At 43.3% G+C, this 17,116-nt stretch carries 22 protein-coding genes; 14 read left to right on the forward strand and 8 right to left on the reverse strand.

What is annotated here, in order from left to right:
- The first annotated feature begins 28 nt into the window (after window positions 1-28).
- Both PFZ69_RS11565 and PFZ69_RS11570 read left to right on the forward strand, forming a co-directional pair.
- The gene (locus PFZ69_RS11565; protein WP_270181237.1) at window positions 29-610 is read left to right on the forward strand and encodes a type 1 glutamine amidotransferase family protein; all 582 of its coding nucleotides are present in this window, start codon (window positions 29-31) and stop codon (window positions 608-610) included.
- Between the two features lie 39 nt (window positions 611-649).
- Complete coding sequence (locus tag PFZ69_RS11570) at window positions 650-1,159, forward strand: GNAT family N-acetyltransferase (RefSeq protein WP_270181238.1); 510 nt, start codon at window positions 650-652, stop codon at window positions 1,157-1,159.
- A gap of 52 nt (window positions 1,160-1,211) precedes the next feature.
- Here the strand turns inward: PFZ69_RS11570 and PFZ69_RS11575 are convergent, their stop codons facing one another.
- Window positions 1,212-1,814: a TetR/AcrR family transcriptional regulator gene (locus PFZ69_RS11575; RefSeq protein WP_270181239.1), complete on the reverse strand. Its 603-nt coding sequence runs from the start codon at window positions 1,812-1,814 to the stop codon at window positions 1,212-1,214.
- A 164-nt stretch (window positions 1,815-1,978) separates the two neighbouring features.
- Between PFZ69_RS11575 and PFZ69_RS11580 the strand changes: the two genes are divergently transcribed.
- From PFZ69_RS11580 to PFZ69_RS11595, 4 genes are all read left to right on the forward strand, one after another.
- Window positions 1,979-3,166, forward strand: a complete 1,188-nt coding sequence (locus PFZ69_RS11580) for a YhgE/Pip domain-containing protein (protein ID WP_270181240.1) — start codon at window positions 1,979-1,981, stop codon at window positions 3,164-3,166.
- Between the two features lie 30 nt (window positions 3,167-3,196).
- On the forward strand, window positions 3,197-4,693 hold the full coding sequence (locus tag PFZ69_RS11585; RefSeq protein WP_270181241.1) for an FAD-dependent monooxygenase: 1,497 nt from the start codon (window positions 3,197-3,199) through the stop codon (window positions 4,691-4,693).
- An 89-nt stretch (window positions 4,694-4,782) separates the two neighbouring features.
- Entirely contained in the window at window positions 4,783-5,838 is a 1,056-nt protein-coding gene (locus PFZ69_RS11590; protein ID WP_270181242.1) for an NAD(P)H-dependent flavin oxidoreductase, read from the forward strand.
- A gap of 23 nt (window positions 5,839-5,861) precedes the next feature.
- Window positions 5,862-6,152, forward strand: coding sequence for an RNA polymerase alpha subunit C-terminal domain-containing protein (locus PFZ69_RS11595; protein WP_270181243.1), 291 nt, complete (start codon window positions 5,862-5,864; stop codon window positions 6,150-6,152).
- A gap of 25 nt (window positions 6,153-6,177) precedes the next feature.
- On the opposite strand, the gene PFZ69_RS11600 is transcribed toward PFZ69_RS11595, so the two are convergent.
- The gene (locus tag PFZ69_RS11600; RefSeq protein ID WP_270181244.1) at window positions 6,178-6,756 is read right to left on the reverse strand and encodes a TetR/AcrR family transcriptional regulator; all 579 of its coding nucleotides are present in this window, start codon (window positions 6,754-6,756) and stop codon (window positions 6,178-6,180) included.
- Window positions 6,757-6,759: 3 nt separating this feature from the next.
- Window positions 6,760-7,671, reverse strand: a complete 912-nt coding sequence (locus PFZ69_RS11605; protein ID WP_270181245.1) for a DMT family transporter — start codon at window positions 7,669-7,671, stop codon at window positions 6,760-6,762.
- Window positions 7,672-7,879: 208 nt separating this feature from the next.
- Here PFZ69_RS11605 and PFZ69_RS11610 point away from each other — a divergent pair, with 208 nt between their 5' ends.
- From PFZ69_RS11610 to PFZ69_RS11635, 6 genes are all read left to right on the forward strand, one after another.
- Window positions 7,880-8,080: a hypothetical protein gene (locus PFZ69_RS11610; protein WP_270181246.1), complete on the forward strand. Its 201-nt coding sequence runs from the start codon at window positions 7,880-7,882 to the stop codon at window positions 8,078-8,080.
- Between the two features lie 31 nt (window positions 8,081-8,111).
- A complete protein-coding gene (locus PFZ69_RS11615; RefSeq protein WP_270181247.1) occupies window positions 8,112-8,393 on the forward strand; it encodes a hypothetical protein in 282 nt (93 codons plus the stop codon).
- Entirely contained in the window at window positions 8,390-8,998 is a 609-nt protein-coding gene (locus tag PFZ69_RS11620; RefSeq protein ID WP_270181248.1) for a hypothetical protein, read from the forward strand. Before PFZ69_RS11615 ends, PFZ69_RS11620 begins: the two co-directional genes overlap by 4 nt.
- Before the next feature lie 82 nt (window positions 8,999-9,080).
- Entirely contained in the window at window positions 9,081-9,476 is a 396-nt protein-coding gene (locus PFZ69_RS11625; RefSeq protein ID WP_270181249.1) for a VOC family protein, read from the forward strand.
- Between the two features lie 63 nt (window positions 9,477-9,539).
- Window positions 9,540-9,710, forward strand: coding sequence for a hypothetical protein (locus PFZ69_RS11630; protein WP_270181250.1), 171 nt, complete (start codon window positions 9,540-9,542; stop codon window positions 9,708-9,710).
- Between the two features lie 97 nt (window positions 9,711-9,807).
- Window positions 9,808-10,911, forward strand: a complete 1,104-nt coding sequence (locus PFZ69_RS11635) for an NADH:flavin oxidoreductase (RefSeq protein WP_270181251.1) — start codon at window positions 9,808-9,810, stop codon at window positions 10,909-10,911.
- A gap of 40 nt (window positions 10,912-10,951) precedes the next feature.
- Here PFZ69_RS11635 and PFZ69_RS11640 read toward each other — a convergent pair whose 3' ends face one another.
- Together PFZ69_RS11640 and PFZ69_RS11645 are read right to left on the reverse strand one after the other, a co-directional pair.
- The gene (locus tag PFZ69_RS11640; protein WP_270181252.1) at window positions 10,952-11,248 is read right to left on the reverse strand and encodes a DMT family transporter; all 297 of its coding nucleotides are present in this window, start codon (window positions 11,246-11,248) and stop codon (window positions 10,952-10,954) included.
- Complete coding sequence (locus PFZ69_RS11645) at window positions 11,245-11,592, reverse strand: DMT family transporter (protein ID WP_270181253.1); 348 nt, start codon at window positions 11,590-11,592, stop codon at window positions 11,245-11,247. Before PFZ69_RS11645 ends, PFZ69_RS11640 begins: the two co-directional genes overlap by 4 nt.
- Before the next feature lie 183 nt (window positions 11,593-11,775).
- On the opposite strand from PFZ69_RS11645, the gene PFZ69_RS11650 reads away from it, so the two are divergent.
- The gene (locus PFZ69_RS11650; protein ID WP_270181254.1) at window positions 11,776-12,603 is read left to right on the forward strand and encodes a LysR family transcriptional regulator; all 828 of its coding nucleotides are present in this window, start codon (window positions 11,776-11,778) and stop codon (window positions 12,601-12,603) included.
- 32 nt (window positions 12,604-12,635) lie between these two features.
- Here PFZ69_RS11650 and PFZ69_RS11655 read toward each other — a convergent pair whose 3' ends face one another.
- From PFZ69_RS11655 to PFZ69_RS11665, 3 genes are read right to left on the reverse strand one after another with little or no spacing between them, the layout of a single operon-like run.
- Window positions 12,636-13,778, reverse strand: coding sequence for a Ger(x)C family spore germination protein (locus PFZ69_RS11655; protein ID WP_270181255.1), 1,143 nt, complete (start codon window positions 13,776-13,778; stop codon window positions 12,636-12,638).
- Window positions 13,775-14,866, reverse strand: coding sequence for a GerAB/ArcD/ProY family transporter (locus PFZ69_RS11660; RefSeq protein ID WP_270181256.1), 1,092 nt, complete (start codon window positions 14,864-14,866; stop codon window positions 13,775-13,777). The genes PFZ69_RS11655 and PFZ69_RS11660 overlap by 4 nt, the downstream gene beginning before the upstream one ends.
- Entirely contained in the window at window positions 14,859-16,313 is a 1,455-nt protein-coding gene (locus PFZ69_RS11665; RefSeq protein ID WP_270181257.1) for a spore germination protein, read from the reverse strand. Before PFZ69_RS11665 ends, PFZ69_RS11660 begins: the two co-directional genes overlap by 8 nt.
- Before the next feature lie 115 nt (window positions 16,314-16,428).
- Between PFZ69_RS11665 and PFZ69_RS11670 the strand changes: the two genes are divergently transcribed.
- Window positions 16,429-16,950: a DUF6886 family protein gene (locus PFZ69_RS11670; protein ID WP_270181258.1), complete on the forward strand. Its 522-nt coding sequence runs from the start codon at window positions 16,429-16,431 to the stop codon at window positions 16,948-16,950.
- Window positions 16,951-17,116: the final 166 nt, after the last annotated feature.

A 17,116-nucleotide genomic window follows, 5' to 3' on the forward strand; every position in this document is an offset into this window, starting at 1 on the left:
TATTTTTTGGAAAAGGGAGCGTTTTGAAATGAAAAAAGTATTAGTTGTGCTCACGGATGGTTTTGCTGATTGGGAAGCAAGTTACGTCACGCCAGAATTGAATAAGTCAGGTACGGGCTACTATGTTCAAACCATTGCGATCGACAAAGATCCTAAAACATCGATGGGCGGGTTCACTGTTCTACCTGATTATAGTTTACAAGACTACTCGGTTGCATCAGATTTAGCGATGGTGATCATTCCTGGTGGAACAGGGTGGAGAGAAGAAAAGAATCAAGTGGTAAAAGAGCTCGTTGCAGAGTGCTTTAAGAACGACATTCCTGTTGCAGCAATCTGTGATGCGACTACGTTCCTCGGCATTCATGGCTTTCTCGATCACCATAAGCATACAGGCAATTCATTACCTTATTTAAAAGAAAGTGCACCTCACTACAAAGGTGAAGAGAACTACATAGAGAAACAGTCGGTTAGTGACGGAGGTTTGATCACCGCTAATGGAAGTGGCGCAGTCGAATTTTCAAGAGATATTTTACGAACGTTAGGCGTGTTAGAAGGAGACGCGCTTCATGAATGGTATGAGATGTTCAAGAAGGGTTTCTTAAGCGCGTAATGGATTTGCTGTTCTTAAATGAATGTGAGGTGGATCCCGATGAAAAATTTGGTGACAATCAGAAAAGCTCACAAAAGTGATGCAGTTCAACTGATCGAGCATACAAAAAAGGTGTTGAGCGAGAACGCTCACTTTTTAAGTTCTACGTTAGAAGAGTTTTCGACAACGGTTGAGGAAGAAGAAGAATGGATCAACGCTCACGATTCAAACGGTTTAGTGTTAGTTGCAGAAGTAAATAGTGAAATCGTTGGCATGCTTAACTTTCGTCGTTCCACTAGGAAAAAGTTCTGTCATCAAGGAATGTTCGGAATGAGTGTACAAGAACAATTTTCGGATAACGGCATCGGCAGTTCATTACTAACGGAACTATTGGACTGGGCGAAAGAAAACGAAGTAGAAAAAGTATCTCTCGAAGTATTTTCAAACAATCCGAGAGCCTTTCACTTATACTCTAAGTTTGGGTTTACTGTAGAAGGTAGACGAGTAAGGCAAGGGAAGCTCGGTCCAAACGAGTATGTTGATGATATTTTGATGGGGAAATTTCTATAACGGCAGAAACCCGCCATTCTTTAAAAGAGTGGCGGGTTTTGCATGGAATAGGCTAGTTCAATCCAGCCTCAATCCCTGGTCCTAGAATGGTGAGTCGAGATAGGATGAGGGCAATTTCTCGTGGCGACTCGTTCATCCCAGATTTCAGCCAGTGCTGAATCACGCCTAAATTGGCGGAACTCACATATGCGATCAAATAATCAGTAGGAATAGGAGAGTCGCTTAACCGTTGTTCGATGAGCACGGTGAGGTTCTTCTTCATGAGATCTTTCAACTTCTCCTGAAAAGATGGATCACCTTTTGGGCCTAAGATGGTCTTTAAGAAGGCAGAGTTATCACTAAGGTATTCTACTAGTTTGAGGATGTGTGGAAGGGGGTCTGTCTGAACGAGCTTTCTATAGTCATTCTGCTGAGTTGGGAAACCTTCACGTACAATTCGTTCGAACTCTTTCAGGATTTCATCCTCGCATTTATCCAACAGGTCATATTTATCTTGATAGTGAATATAGAAAGTACCACGATTGATGTCCGCTCTTTCCGTTAAACTGCTTACCGTTAATGCTTCAAATCCCTTTTCTTCCATAAGCTCAGTTAAAGCCTGACGCAGCATCCGCTTTGTACGTAAAATTCGTCGATCGGTCGTATCTCTGTCCATCGGTTCTTCCTCGCTTCCTTTTTAATCAACACTTTCTACAGTTGTGTTAAGTACTGTTCATCTCGACTAGTATTGTGCATTGTAATCACTTGTAAACAAATTATAATATACAGTGTGAACGTTAATCAACACAGTGTTTATTAAATAGATAAGGAGGAAGGATTATGACAAATCGCAAAATGTGGGTGGTTTTACCTGTAATCGTATTGCTTATTCTAGCTATTTTTTCGCTGACACTTATTCCAGCTGTTAACCAGACACCGAAAAACATACCGGTAGCCGTCGTAAATTTGGATGAGGGAGCCGAGATTCCCGAGCAGGGGAAACTAAATGTAGGGAATACCATCGTAGAATCGATGCAAAAGATGGCAGCATCAGCGGAGGAACCGCCAGTTCAGTTGGTGGAACTCAGTAGTGTAGAGGAAATGATGAAAGGGTTCGATGACCAGAACTACTATGCTGGATTGGTTATTCCAGAAACGTTTAGCATGAATCAAGGTTCATTACGGTCACCAAATCCTACTTCACCTCAGTTAGACGTGTATACCAATGAAGGAATGAACAGAATGGCGACGATGGTCGCACAATCGATGTTGGATCAAGTGGTTACCAACCTGAACGAAAACGTCCGGAAGCAAGTGATCACTGGTTTTGAACAGCAAGGGATGACCCTTTCACCAAGTCAGGCTGAACAGCTCGCAACACCGATTACAAAACAAGACATTCAGGTAAATGAGGTTGGTGAAAATAGTGCGAACGGTAATGCGCCTGTTTCACTGTTTCAACCTCTTTGGATGGCCTGTATGGCGGGTGCTGCGCTAACGTTCTTCTTTCTTCAGAAACGTTCGCGTAAGCAAGATTTAAAAGCAAGAGGGATTCAGCTAGTGCTAGGTCTTGTTCTCGCACTAACGGCAGGTTTTGGCTTAACCTGGTTAGCTGATGTGATGGTCGGTTTAACGCTTCCGAACTTTGTAGATACGGCTTTGTTCTTATCGCTCGTCTACTTCAGCTTCTTCGTGATGATCTCTGCAGTGTTATCGTGGATTGGTTTAAAAGGAATAGGAATCTTCGCGCTGTTACTATTCTTTGGAGCGCCACTCTTAACGATTCCAACCGAATTTATGACTTCTTTTTATCATGATTGGATTTATCCTTGGATGCCGATGCGCTTCATGACAGAAGGTTTGAGAGATTTGTTTTACTTTGATAAAGCATTGGGATGGAATGAACCTACGTCTGCGCTCGTTTGGATCGCTGTTGGAAGTCTCGTTGTCCTTTTTTCTTCACGTTTTAAACGGTCATCTGTCGAGATGAAAGAAGGGGCTTCCGTACAAAAACAAGAATTGGTGTAGGAGGAACTTTTTTAAAGAGGAGTTGGGAGGATGAAAGCAAACGTATTGATCGTAGGAGCGGGGCCAACTGGTCTAGCGATGGCGTTAACCCTTACCAAGCTTGGCGTACCGTTTCGCATCATTGAGAAAAATAAGGGGCCAGGTGAAACATCGCGTGCTTTAGTAACCCAAGCTCGTATCCTCGAACATTACCAGCAGCTAGGTGTTTCTGATAAATTCGTGAAAGAAGGGATTCCACTTACTGCTGTTCACATTAGAAATGGAGGGGAAGATAAAGCGGAACTGAGACTGAAGGACATAGGGGGCGCGTTAAGCCCGTTCCCCTATGTGCTGAGTCTGCCTCAAGATGTTTATGAAAGATTGCTAGTGAAAGAGTTGGAGAATGCGGGAGTTGAGATCGAGTGGAATACAGAGCTCGTTTCGTTCACAAATCAGGAGGACGGAGTCAAAGTTATTCTTAAACAAGATGGTCATGAGGAGTGTCAGTTCGATTATATTTGTGGCTGTGACGGCGCACATAGTACGGTTCGCCACGGAATGGAAACCGATTTTCCTGGTGGAACGTATGACCAGCAGTTTTTTGTCGCAGATGTTGAAGCAGAGAGTGACTCTCTCGTACTAGGTGACATGTATATGAACATGGAAGCGAACGGCTTTTTTGTTTTTATGCCGGTGAGAAAAAAGGGGATCATCCGTCTGATCGGAATCGTACCGGAGGACGTTCGTGCGATCGACTTCTGGGAGATTTACCCGACAGTTCAGAAAAAGCTTGATCTTACTGTATCTCAAGTAAACTGGTTTTCTACTTATAAAGTCCATCATCGAGTAAGTGAGAAATTTAGAGAAGGAAGGGTGTTCCTTGCAGGTGATGCGGCTCATATTCATAGCCCAGCAGGAGGGCAAGGGATGAATACGGGGATCGGAGATGCAGTTAATCTAGCTTGGAAACTAGCGAGCGTGGTAAAAGGAAAAGCGTCACGTGATCTATTAGAGACGTATGAACAGGAACGCCGTGCGTTTGCGAACAGTCTCGTTTCAACGACGGATCGTGCATTTACTAACATCATCGGTCAGCATCGAAGAGGGAAAGTGTTACGAACCGTTTTCTTTCCTTATGTTCTACCATTTCTATTGCGATTCCCATCAACACGTAAAGGCGTATTCAAGACGATCTCGCAAACGCGCATTCATTATCATGAAAGTATGCTGAGTGTAGGCACAGCCGGAAAACGTCGAGGAGGCGATCGGCTGCCATGGGTACAAAACCACAATAATTATGAAGCGTTGCAATCGTTTGATTGGCAGATTCATGTTTATGGAACGGTAAAACAACAGGTGAGAGACGAACTATCTTCTGTCTCGATACCTGTGCATGCATATGAATGGGACTCTTCTGTGGAAGCTGCGGGGTTGCAGGAAAGTGCGCTATATCTCGTTCGTCCAGACGGTTATATCGGCTTTGTGGGTGAGGACGTGGAAGATATGAAGCGCTATTTGAATAAGTTCCAAATAGAGACGTTTTTTTAATAGAGAAAGGTACTAGCTTTCTTTTCCTACGTCAGTATGCTCCGTAATCGTGGTAAACTGTAAAAAAGGTTACGGAAGGAGAAGATTGCATGTGGAAGCATAGCCGGTTACTTGAACTTCTGAAACTTGAACATCCGATCATACAAGCAGGAATGGCTGGAGGCGTTACGACGCCAGCGCTCGTTGCTACCGTTTCTAATGCAGGAGCACTCGGTACGCTAGGGGCTGGGTATATGACACCAGAGGCGATGAAAGAGGCGATCGAAGAGATCCAGACGTTAACCAACAGGCCGTTTGCTGTGAATGTGTTTGTCCCTGAATACCCTAAGGCTACAGAGCGAGAAATGAAGCATGCAAACGAGCTTTTGAACCCTTTTCGAGACGAACTAGGACTAGCGGAAGAACCCTCTCCAGAGATAGATAAATCACTTTTTGAAAACCAAATTGAGGTGATCAAGGAGCTGAACGTTCCTATTGTAAGTTTTACATTTGGACTACCGGATCAAGAGGTCATTCAAGACCTTAAGGGTGAAGGAATCATCTTGATTGGCACAGCGACTTCCGTGGAAGAAGCAATCGTGAATGAGAAATCTGGTATGGATGCGGTCGTCGCACAGGGTAGTGAAGCTGGCGGTCATCGTGGAACGTTTTTAGCGACGAACGAAGGCGTTGGGACGATGTCACTCATCCCTCAAGTCGCAGATGCAGTGAAGATTCCTGTCATCGCAGCGGGTGGCATCATGGACGGAAGAGGGGTTTGTGCTTCCATGGTTCTAGGGGCAGATGGCGCGCAGCTCGGGACCGCGTTTGTCACTTGTGATGAAAGTGGAGCGAACCCACATCATAAAGAAGCGATCGTACATACGAAAGAAACAGAAACCGTACTAACTTCTTCCTTTAGCGGGAAGCCAGCGAGAGGCATTCGAAACACCTTTATCGATAGAATGGAAGGTCATGAACACGAGCTGTTGGCTTATCCCTTACAAAACGCGTTAACAAAAGGTATTCGAAAAGAAGCCGCAAAACAACATAATCCCGAATTTATGTCTCTCTGGTCAGGGCAAAGCCCTCGATTAAGCCGCCAAGAATCAGCGTCTAAAATCATTATGTCGATCGTTGCTCAAGCAAAGAGGATCAATAGCTGAACGGTGCTTGAAAGGAGCTGCTCATGTCTTCAAAAACGAAACGGATTTGTGAAAAGGGACACTCTTATTTCAAAAGCAGTGACTGTCCAACTTGCCCGATCTGCGAACAGGAACGAAAGCCTGAAAGCGGGTTTCTTTCATTACTTTCAGCACCAGCGAGAAGAGCTCTCGAAAATAATGGAATCACATCGTTAGAAACGCTCTCGACTTATAGCGAGAAAGAGCTGCTAACGTTTCATGGGCTGGGACCTTCCTCGATTCCAAAGCTAAAGGAAGTTCTTGCGAACAATGGATTATCGTTTAAAAAGCACTAAAAAGAAGGGCTGCGGCCCTTCTTTTTTATCGATTCGCATTAATGAGCAGTGCTGCTGTCTCTTTGACTGAAGAAATGCCGTCTTCATAAAGGTTCATGGAAAACGTTACGGTTACCCCTTCGTGCAGTACGAGAAGACGTTCACCGAGCTGTTCAGCGTTCTTGATTTCTAGCTCTTCGAGGTACGTTGTGAAAAGCTGTTTCAGCCATCTTTTTTCTTCGATGATGACTTCCCTTCCAGGGTGAGACTCTTCTGGAAGTTCGGCTAATGCGTTTACGAACGCGCAGCCTCTTTTGTTGTGCGTTTCTAACCAGTTTTCTAGTGCGTCAAAGATGCTTTGGATTTTTTCATAAGGCTCGTCATCTGAAACACGGTCTAAATAGGAAGTCAGGTGCGCTTTATACAGTTCGTCCCTATTTTTCAAATAAGCTACGATCAGCTGATCTTTTGAACCGAAGCGGTCGTACAATGTCTTTTTCGTAACGCCTGCTTCACTCGCAATCGTTTCGACCCCTATCATATGGATCCCTTTCCAGTAAAACAAATCTGATGCTGTTTCTAGAATGCGAAGCGCTGCAGGCGTCATTTTGATGTTTTCATCCATCGATTACACAACCTCTTTCTTAAATTCACGTTTTTTCAAATTCGATGAACGATCTCTACTGATCACCCATACTCCTAGTGAACATACTACCATTCCGACAATCGTTAAGAAACCAATTCTATCCCCGAACATCACGTACGACCACACCATCGTCACGGGTGGCGTCAGATACAAGAGACTGCTGACTCTCGTGATGCTTCCTAGCTTAAGGTTCAACCAGTAAAATCCATATCCTCCGATCGTAGATAAGCCAGCGACCCACGCGACTGCGATCCAGAAACTAGTTGTTGCTGGCGGTGTCGCTTGGCCAGTGTTCACGGCGATGATCGTAAAGAATAGTGCGCTGATCAACGTTTGAATCGGCAGTGCATCTGTAATGGAGATGGAACTCTTCAGCGTCTTTTCATAAAGCGTCGCAAAAACGAGGCTGATCATCGCCATGAATGATAGCGCATATGCCCATAAAGGAACGGAAGTAGAACTTCCAAGATCTCCGTAAACGACGAATAACACACCGAGGATCCCGAGAACTAATCCACCCCATTGCTTCTTTGAAGTCGACTCGTTAAGAATGGGACCTGCGAGTGCAGCGGCAACGATTGGCTGAAGTGTCGTGATTAAGTTTGATGTCCCCGCAGAAACCCCATTTTCAACTGAGAGAAACACACAGTAAAGGTAGCCGCTTTGAGCAAAAAGTCCGATGAGTGCCTGCGTTGCAACGCTCTTCACAGAAAGCTTCTTCCGTTGTTTCCATAACCACCAAATCGCAAGAATACCTGATGCGACGATAAATCGCCACATCAAGATCGTCATCGAACTCGCTTCCGCTGTCCCTAATCGTGCGCCAACAAACCCCGAGCTCCACATGATGACAAAGCCTACTGCTGCTATAATGCTTAGCCGTTTCGAAAGCATCTTACCACTCCTTTATCTTATCAAAAAATAAACCGATCGGTATACTTACTACAAGTATGTAACCATACCGGTCGGTTTACTGTCAAGGTGTAAGATTTTATATGCATACTCCTAAAGTTATACCTCTTTTTAATAAAGGAGATTGTTCTTTTAAAGTAAATTTGAAATAATTGGTAGAGATGAATCTTAGTAAGTGGGAGGTAAAGGAATGAAAGAAAATTTAACACTTGCGTGGATTGCAACTTGGTTTGCATTGGTTGGGCAGCTTGTGTTCTTCATTATCGTGGCATCCTTTACAAGTGAATGGCGGTATGTGATGTGGAGCTTTATTGTCAGTATGATGGCCGGTGTGCCTTGTTTGATTCAAACGTTAAGAGCTCAGAAAAAGCGTAATAACCTTGAAGTGTGAGGTTACGTTGCGTAGGTAAGGAGGAAGGATATTGGGGTTTTATATTGTCACGATCGGCTTATTAATTGGAAGTTGGACTCTTTACGTTAAGAAGAGTATGAATCACTATCTTCTCAGTTTCGTAGCGATGGCTTCAGCAGTCATCTTCCATATTGTTGGTTTACTTGTATCAGGGATGATGCACAGCCAAGGAGCGGCATTCGTCACGGCTTATTGCGCGATTGGCCTACTTCTAAATGGAATCCTGATGTTGGTGGTGACCACTATTAGAAGCATTTTTGGAGGGAGATTCAGTAAGGAGAGAACGGGATGAAGCAACTATTGACGCTGCTCGTGGTGCTCGTTTTAGTAGCATGCACGAATGAAGAGACGACCGGAACAGAGGAGAAGGTTTTAGCAAAAAGCGATTCAACGTTGACAATTAAGTCAGCATCACTAACTGAGCGTGAGCAAAGGATCATCGATCAAATCGGCATCGACTACAAAACGTTTTTTACCGTTGATGGTGAGTTAGCGGATAATGAGCATTTAGTTAGTTCAATCGTCGTTTTTCAAAATGGTGACGGTGGGAAGGAACAGTTCCAAACGTATGGCGACGATCAAACGTTTAAAAAAGCGCTGCATTCCTTTCAACTTCACATGGAAGATGGCACCGCTTATTACACGATGGGATCACCGACTGGCTACAGTAAAGGTTCGACCGAAATGCCTGAAGATCTTCAAGGTTATGGGTTTGAACAGCTCGAAGGAGAAGTCACGCTAAAAAGTGGAGAAACCGTTTATCTCGCTTACGTAAAGGGGTCGAGTCAGAACCACATGGATATAGGAGGGCTTGATGATTATAAAACCCTTCCTGATTCAGTGAAAGATGCAGAGTACGCGATTGTTGCTCAACTTTACATAACGGATGAACCGTAAAACTGAAGAAGGAGAATGTACCGAGTAAGCGAATATAGTTAGTTGTACACTACGGCAAACATTAACGATTCGGGAGGTTTTTATGGGTAGAGTCATTCATTTCGAAGTTCATGTTGACGACATGGAACGTGCAAAAAAGTTTTATGGAGAAGTGTTTGGGTGGACGTTTGAAGACTGGAGCGAATACGCTGGGATGCCTTACTTTGGAGTCGTCACGGGCGATTCGAATGAGCTTGGAATCAACGGCGCGTTGATGCAGCGACAAACGCCTCCTCCAGAAGTGAACAGCGCGATGAACGGGTATGCATGTACGATGGGATCAGAAGACATCGATGCGACGGAAAAGATCATTCTAGCGAATGGCGGAAAGGTCGCTCTAGCAAAATACGCGCTCCCAGGCATGGCTTGGCAGGCCTATTACATGGATACGGAAGGGAATATTTTCGGTGTTCATCAACCGGATGAGAACGCAAAATAAACGGTAGACAAAAAACCCTGTGAAAAGGGTTTTTTCGGTGGGTAAGAAAGAAGGAGTTCGTGCATGAACGTACATATTGGAGATATTCTTTTTCAACTTTTTGCATTTGTCATGTTGTTATCCATTCCTACTCTTATGATCGTGCTACTTTTTATGTTAAAGGGTAGGAGGTCTCGTCTCGATCGCTTAGAGCAGAAGGTCGATCAGCTGCTTTCTCAGAAAGAGGAGAGGTGAAGGCAACCGGCTAACCTCTACCTACAAACAGATTACTTTCTTTCCAATAATGAATCTGTAATAATAAAAATTGCATTAATGGAAGGAGAGGAAACCATTGAGTAAAACAACGAGTTCATTAAAACCACTATTCGAATCATTTACAAGTGAAAACTTAAATTTAGAAAACCGCACGGTGATGGCACCGATGACGCGCGGCTTTTCTCCTGGTAACGTACCTGGAGAGGATGTTGCAGCGTATTATCGTAGACGTGCGGAAAACGGTGTTGGTCTTATCGTGACAGAAGGAACTGGAATCAATCATCCTGCATCTGTTTCTGGCGCGAGTATCCCTGTCTTTCACGGGGAAAAGGCACTGAGCGGTTGGAAAAATGTTGTGAAAGAAGTTCACGAAGCAGGTGGAAAAATCGTGCCACAGCTTTGGCATGTTGGTATGACACGTAAAGCCGGCGACCTTCCAAATGAGGAAGCACAGCCAGTTGGCCCATCTGGTCTTGATCTGTCAGGAGAAAAGGTGAACGAACCACTGACTGAAAAAGAAGTAGAAGAACTAGTAGAAGCGTATGCGCAAGCCGCAGCTGACGCGAAACGAATTGGCTTTGACGGCATCGAACTTCACGGCGCACATGGTTACTTGATCGACCAATTCTTCTGGGAAAGAACAAACAAGCGTACTGACCGTTATGGCGGTGACCTTGTTGGTAGAACGCGATTCGCAGCTGAGATCATCGAAGCGTGTCGACGTGCAGTTGGACCGGACTTCCCGATCATATTCCGTTTCTCACAATGGAAGATGTTCAACTTTGATGCGAAGTTAGCGGAAACACCAGAAGAACTAGAGCGTTTCTTACAGCCGCTCGTTGAAGCTGGCGTAGATATCTTCCACTGCTCAACGCGTCGTTTCTGGGAGCCAGAGTTCAAAGGGTCTGATCTGAACCTTGCTGGATGGACGAAGAAGCTAACAGGTAAGCCTGTTATTTCCGTTGGTTCTGTTGGACTTGACGGTGAGTTCACGAGCTTTGAAGGTGCAAACACGACGAGCCTTGATGGCCTTGTAGACCGATTAGATCAAGGTGAATTCGACCTTGTCGCAATCGGACGTTCTCTATTGATGGACCCTGAGTGGGTGAAGAAAGTTCGTGATGGAAGAGCGGATGATCTACTTCCATTCGATAAAGAAGCCTTAAAGAAATTAACGTAAATGTAAGGAAGCCGATCGTGCATGCCACGATCGGCTTTTTTTATAGAATAACGACGCCAGCGATGATGACGGCGATCGATAGAAACTTTCTTTTGTTTGCTTTTTCATTAAAAAGCAGGATGCCAGCAAGTGTAGTACCAGCGATGGATACACCGGACCAAACGGCGTAGGCGATTCCGACATCGATCGTTTGAACAGCGAGTGTGAGAAAATAGATACAAAAGCCAAACAAGAGGAACGACATCACGCTTGGGATGTGCTTTTTAAATCCTTTCGACAGTTTGACACTGATACTTCCTAACACCGAGCAGATAAGTGAGATGGTTAAAAACATCATGACGGTTGTCCTCCTCTTTCAGCATGTTTCCTTGGTGTGTTCAACCCAACGATACCGATCACGATGAGTGTGATGCCGATTAGTTTTGTAGTGGTCGTTGCTTCGTCGAAGAGTGCGATTCCGATGACGGCGATCGTAACCGTCCCACCACCTGACCAGAGTGCATTGGTGATACCGAGGTCGTGGTCTCTTGTTAGAATGATATAGAAGGTGAGTGCTAAGGCATAGCTCAGAAAAACGATGACGCTATAGCCTGCGTTCGTAAACCCGTCTGCAAATTTCATAAACGTTGCGCCGATCACTTCAAACAGAATCGCGACAATGAGTAGAACGAAATGTTTCATAATGAAGTCTCCTTTGGAATGCGCTGGTTTTATACTTCTAGAATAACGGGTGTGAGTAGAAGTGTGGTAATACATAAAATGCATTAAATGATAACTTGAGGTTATGATAAAGTGGAAAGTATAGTGATTTTAAGAAGTGGTTGTTACATTTTAATAATGTGAAGTTATGGAGGCCGTGGGGACATGCTACTGCATAAACTGAAGTATTTTATTGAAATTGCAGATAAAAGAAGTTTTACAAAGGCGGCCGAAGCGTGTTTTGTTTCGCAGCCGGCGCTTAGTAAACAGATGAAATTCCTTGAGGAGGAGCTAGGTTTTGCACTGTTCAATCGTTCGATCAGAGGGGTGGAGCTAACGAGAAAAGGTAGGTCGCTCTATGAAGATCTCTCTCCATTGTTTTCAAAAATCGATCAAACTGTCCATCACTATAAGCAGTTTGATCATATCCGGTTTGGTTCTACGCCACTGTTAAGTTCGTACTTTTTACCGAGTTATTATGAAAAGCTACAATATACGAACCTGCACGTAACTGTTGTTCAGAATGACAGCCGTGATCTCGTTCCATTATTAAAAGCGCACGACATCGACGCTGCAATCGTTCAAGATACGCCCTCGATCGAAGGGATATATTCAACGTTATTATTTCAAGAACCTTTTGTGGCAGCGATTCCGGTTTCTTACGCACTGTCTTCAAGAAAAGAGGTGACGATGGAGGAATGTTTTGCTTATAAGCAGATCCTTCCCCCAGAAGGGAGCCTTTCAGAACAAGTAACGAACATAATGCAGGAAAAGGGTATTGGAGTAGACGTGCTTGAAACCCACTACCTCGGCATGGTTGGACTTGTATCGATCGGGATCGGAATCGCTTATCTTCCAAAGATGATGGCGGATGCGATCGAACATAAAGGCGTTACGTTCGTACCTATAAAAAGCGGCGTCTTAGAAAGGAAGATGTACCTTCATGCGGTTTCTCCTTCTATATTAAAGCTTTTATCAGATACGATGCGCTAGAAAAAAGCTCCTCTTATAATGGTGAGAGGAACTTATTGTAGATCCTGCGTTCCATATCCATCGACATCAACCTTAACGTCTACAGAAATGGGGACGTCTTTAAACGTCTCGTTCCAGTTCTTTTTATGAGACTCGTAGAAGGCAGGTTCTTTGATCCTCACCCATTTAGATAAACCAAGAAAATCTAACTCATATTCGTTTTGAGCCGGTTCAATGACTTGTTGTATGGACTTCTTAATGTGGTTCTCCGCATCCTTTGTTATCTTTTCATCCCAACCTTGTTTGAACACATCTCTTTCAATGTTCCAATCTTCTCCAAGACGGACAGTCGTATTAACTGAGACTTCTACTTTTAACTTACCGCTTTCTATCTTAGGATGGATCTCTGTACCTGCTGTAATAATTTCGAGAACAACATGGTCTTCAGAATGCTTTTCTTCTTGACCCGTTAAGGACACTAAGCCACCTTTTACGGTGTTAGTAAGCCACTTGAGTCCCTGCACTTGCTCACGGTTTAGCCAACCTGCAAGTTTGAAATCTTGATCTGAAATGATGGCAGCTCCTGATAATCGAATACGGTTCTGGTTGATTTCAATTTCAGGGATAACGAAGCTCACATCTTCTGAAATATTACTTGAAAGTTCGCTGAACTTGGTGTTCTCTAAAATCTCCAAACTTTTATCATTATTTTGTGTAAGCTCCTTAATTTGGACCGCAGGGAAAATTTCCTTCGTCGGCTCAACGCTCATGATATCTTCCACTTTTTCTTTCGTAACAAATACGGCGACTGTTCTTCGGAATTCATGATCTCGTAAAAAGAAGCTGATCAGTTTCCGAACAGATTCTTCTTCAATAAGTTTCTCTGAAAGAACAAGTGATTTTAAATGTGTAAAGTTTGGTGGACGATCGGTTTCAAGAGAATTTTCTCTTATAATTTCAAAAAACGATTCTCCTTCAAGTGTAAGATTTTGAAAGGGTTTTCCAGCTGCCTGACTGCCTTGGGATCTTTGTATGTTATTCGGTACGACATACTGGTGTGTCATTGAAAATTTTTCATCCTCACCAAAATCAAGTCCAACTCCAATGATCAAGCCAACATCTTCGATTTCATTACTATCCCAGCAGGCTGAAAGAAAGAGTAAACAACAAATGGTAAACACCATCTTTCTTATCATCGTAAAGACCTCCTAATGGATGAAATGAGTAAGAGGATGAAAGGAATTCCAATAAGTGACGCATAAGACAAATAGTTGATGTATGTTCCATACGAAAACAGTTCGGTTATTCCGTCTGGGAATATAGACAGAACAATGATAATAGAACCGATCAGGATGTTTAGGTAAATATTCTTATTGCAACGTAACGTTTTACATAAACCTAATAAAGCAGCGTAGTAGTAGGCAACGACAGTCGTGAAGATGGTGATGATCCATCCGAACAGAAACAATAGCTCGAAGCGTTCAAAAAAGAACCCTTGAAATTCGATCGACTTTGCCATCTCGATGGTTGGAAACGTGGTCACCTTCAGTTCCTCGAGGCTCAGAATCCCAATATTCAAAATAAAAAAGAGAACGTAGATCGTACATACAGTACCAAGGCTTATTAACATGATAGTCGACATCGATTTCCACCCCGATATTGACTTCCGATTCGATAGAACCATGATCAGTTCATATCCAACAAAAGAGAAGAATGTCGTTTTTGCACCTATGATGAGAGGAACAATGTCATTTACGAAAACTGGACGTAAGTTTGTAACTTCAATGTTCCGGACACTAAGGATGGTCAATAACAGGAACATCAGCAAAATGATAGGAAAATAAAGTTGCAAAAAAGCCATAATATTTGTGATTCCAGTTGAAACAAGGTAGACACATGCGACGATTAGAACGGAAATGACGACCAATCTAGGTGTTAAGTCAAGCAGATAATAATTCACGATTTCAGCCATCATTCTCATAATAAAAGCAGAAATGCAGATCGCGTACAAAACGAATATGATGTTGAATACACTCCCGAGAAGTCTACCTACGACGTTTGGTCCAATATCATAGATCGTCTGTTCAGGGTTGCGCTTGATGACAGAAAAAATCAAAAGCCCATTCAGAAAAGCAATCGCAGCACCTAGTACAACACTGACCCACATATTCGGTTGATCGATAACATTAGCAGCTTCACGTGGTAACGTTACGATTCCGACTCCGATGATCGTCGAGATGATGAACACAATGATGGGGAAGTTGGACAGTTGTTTGTCATTCATGTAGCTTCCCATCCTTTTTACCTAGTCTGAAGAACAAACGAATTACTGAGTCTTTGAGTTGTCTGAATCGAATTGGTGCAAAAGGTTCCATGTATGGAACGTTAAAGCTTCTGAGTGAAACGAGATGTGTTGAAAGAATAAACAGCGCGATTAGGATTCCATAGATGCCGAGTATCGCAGCAAAAAACAACAGGAAAAACCGAATCGATCGAAGTGCAAGACTCAGCTGATAATTCGGTACAGTGAATGAACAGATCGCTGTAAATGAAATCACCATCACCATCATGGGACTTACGATTCCTGCACTCACAGCCGTTTCACCGATAACGATCGCTCCTACGATACTCACCGTCGAGCCGATTGGCTTCGGAAGGCGTATACCAGCTTCTCGTAAAATTTCGATCGTAAGTTCCATTAAAAACGCTTCGATTACCGATGGAAACGGCACGCCCTCTCTTGTTTTTGATAAAGAGATGGCGAGGTCAGTTGGAATGAGACCGTGATGAAAGGAAATGAGCGAAATATAAACAGCAGGCAAAACGAACGAGATGATTGCAGCAAAATAAGTAAGGATTCGTGTAAGAGAAGCCGGAATCCATTTGAAATAATAGTCATCAGGGGTTTGAAGCAGCATGTTTAGTGTGGTCGGTGCAATGAGTGCCGTAGGCGAACCATCTGTCAAAATGGTAATTTTCCCTTCCATCAAAGCATTGGTTACTTTGAGAGGGAACTGCGTATTCGTTAACTCTGGGAAAGCTGAGAACTTGTTTTTCCCAATCGCTTGCTCGAGCAATCCAGCGTCTCCTAAGTATTCTGCCTTAACGGATTGAATTCGCTCTCTAGCTTCTGTTATTAACTCTTCCGAGGCTTTCCCTTTTACATAAGCGAGTTCAACATACGTTTTGACTTCCGTCCCGACAGCGAACCGTTCAAAAACTAAATCATTCGAATGAAGGTGCATCCGAATCAGTGATTTGTTATCTTGAATCGATTCAACAAACCCATCACGTGGTCCACTAATCGTTGGTTCATTAACGGGTTCATTCGTTTTACGTTTTACGAAATTACACGTTTCAATCGCATAGACGACTTCTGTTTCTCCTTTTGCTATGATGATCGTAAAGCCATCCATCAAGTATGTGTTGATCTTATCGTAGTTCTTTACAACCTCCATCGATTCTACTGGTAATTTGCCAGTGAGCGAAAATGGGGTAATGGGTTCATTTTCTTGTGCTAGAAATAGAAGTGGCGCAATGATTAGTTTTTGAATCGTTTTTCGATTGGTGATATCTGCGATAAACAAAATTGTGATCTCGATATCTGGCACTTCAAAAGACTTGCAGTGGAGATCACTGCTATGATGAAAATCGTCCATTATTCGTTCTTTAATGCTTTTGCTTTCTTTTGAAGAATCTTGTTGTTTGATTGAATGTCGTCTTATTTTCATGTCAGAATCACTCCGAACATAAGCTATCTGTTAGTATTCACAGACTAAGGTATTCTATCCAAGGTAGCTTCGCGTTTTTGTTTGTAGAAAGAATTAAAGAGGGAGAGATCGTTCAGTGAGGTTATTTCATGTTAGCGAAGAAACTGACATAGAAGTGTTTGAACCAAGAATTCCAACACGTAAGGATTTAGATCAAACAAAGGGGCTCGTGTGGGCGGTTGAGGAGAGGTGCTTACCGAATTTCTTAACACCGCGAGATTGCCCGAGGGTTTGTTATCACGTTGGAAGGGAGACGACCGACGACGATAAACAGCTTTACCTTTCACCACAGCAGCATCACCATGTCGTTGTCATCGAACAAAAATGGCTAGAAGCTATGATGAACACGACGTTAGTTTTGTATGAATTTGCCCCGACGTCTTTTCAAAGTTTCGATGAGAACGCTGGGTACTACATAAGTGAGGAAGCGCAAATACCGATTGCTAAACACAAGATCGATGATTTGTTTCAAGAACTGTTTTCGTACGGCGTTGAACTTAGGATCACCCATGATTTATGGGAGATGCATGATGCGATTCAACAAACGACGTTTCATTGGTCGATGTGCAGGATGAGGAACGCATTGCCGAAGGGGTAAGGCGGCGTTAGGTTTGATTGCGTTAAGGGTAGAGTATGATAACTCGTACGATTTAAGAGAAGCCTTCTAACTGCAAGTAAGAGGTATTTTTTTTGCCTTAAAAAAGTGGAATTTTTTAAAAATGTGTGACGAACAATGCAAAATCCGACAAAAAGAGCACATTTGT

This window comes from Alkalihalobacillus sp. CinArs1 (assembly GCF_947387515.1).
Lineage (GTDB): Bacteria > Bacillota > Bacilli > Bacillales > Guptibacillaceae > Guptibacillus.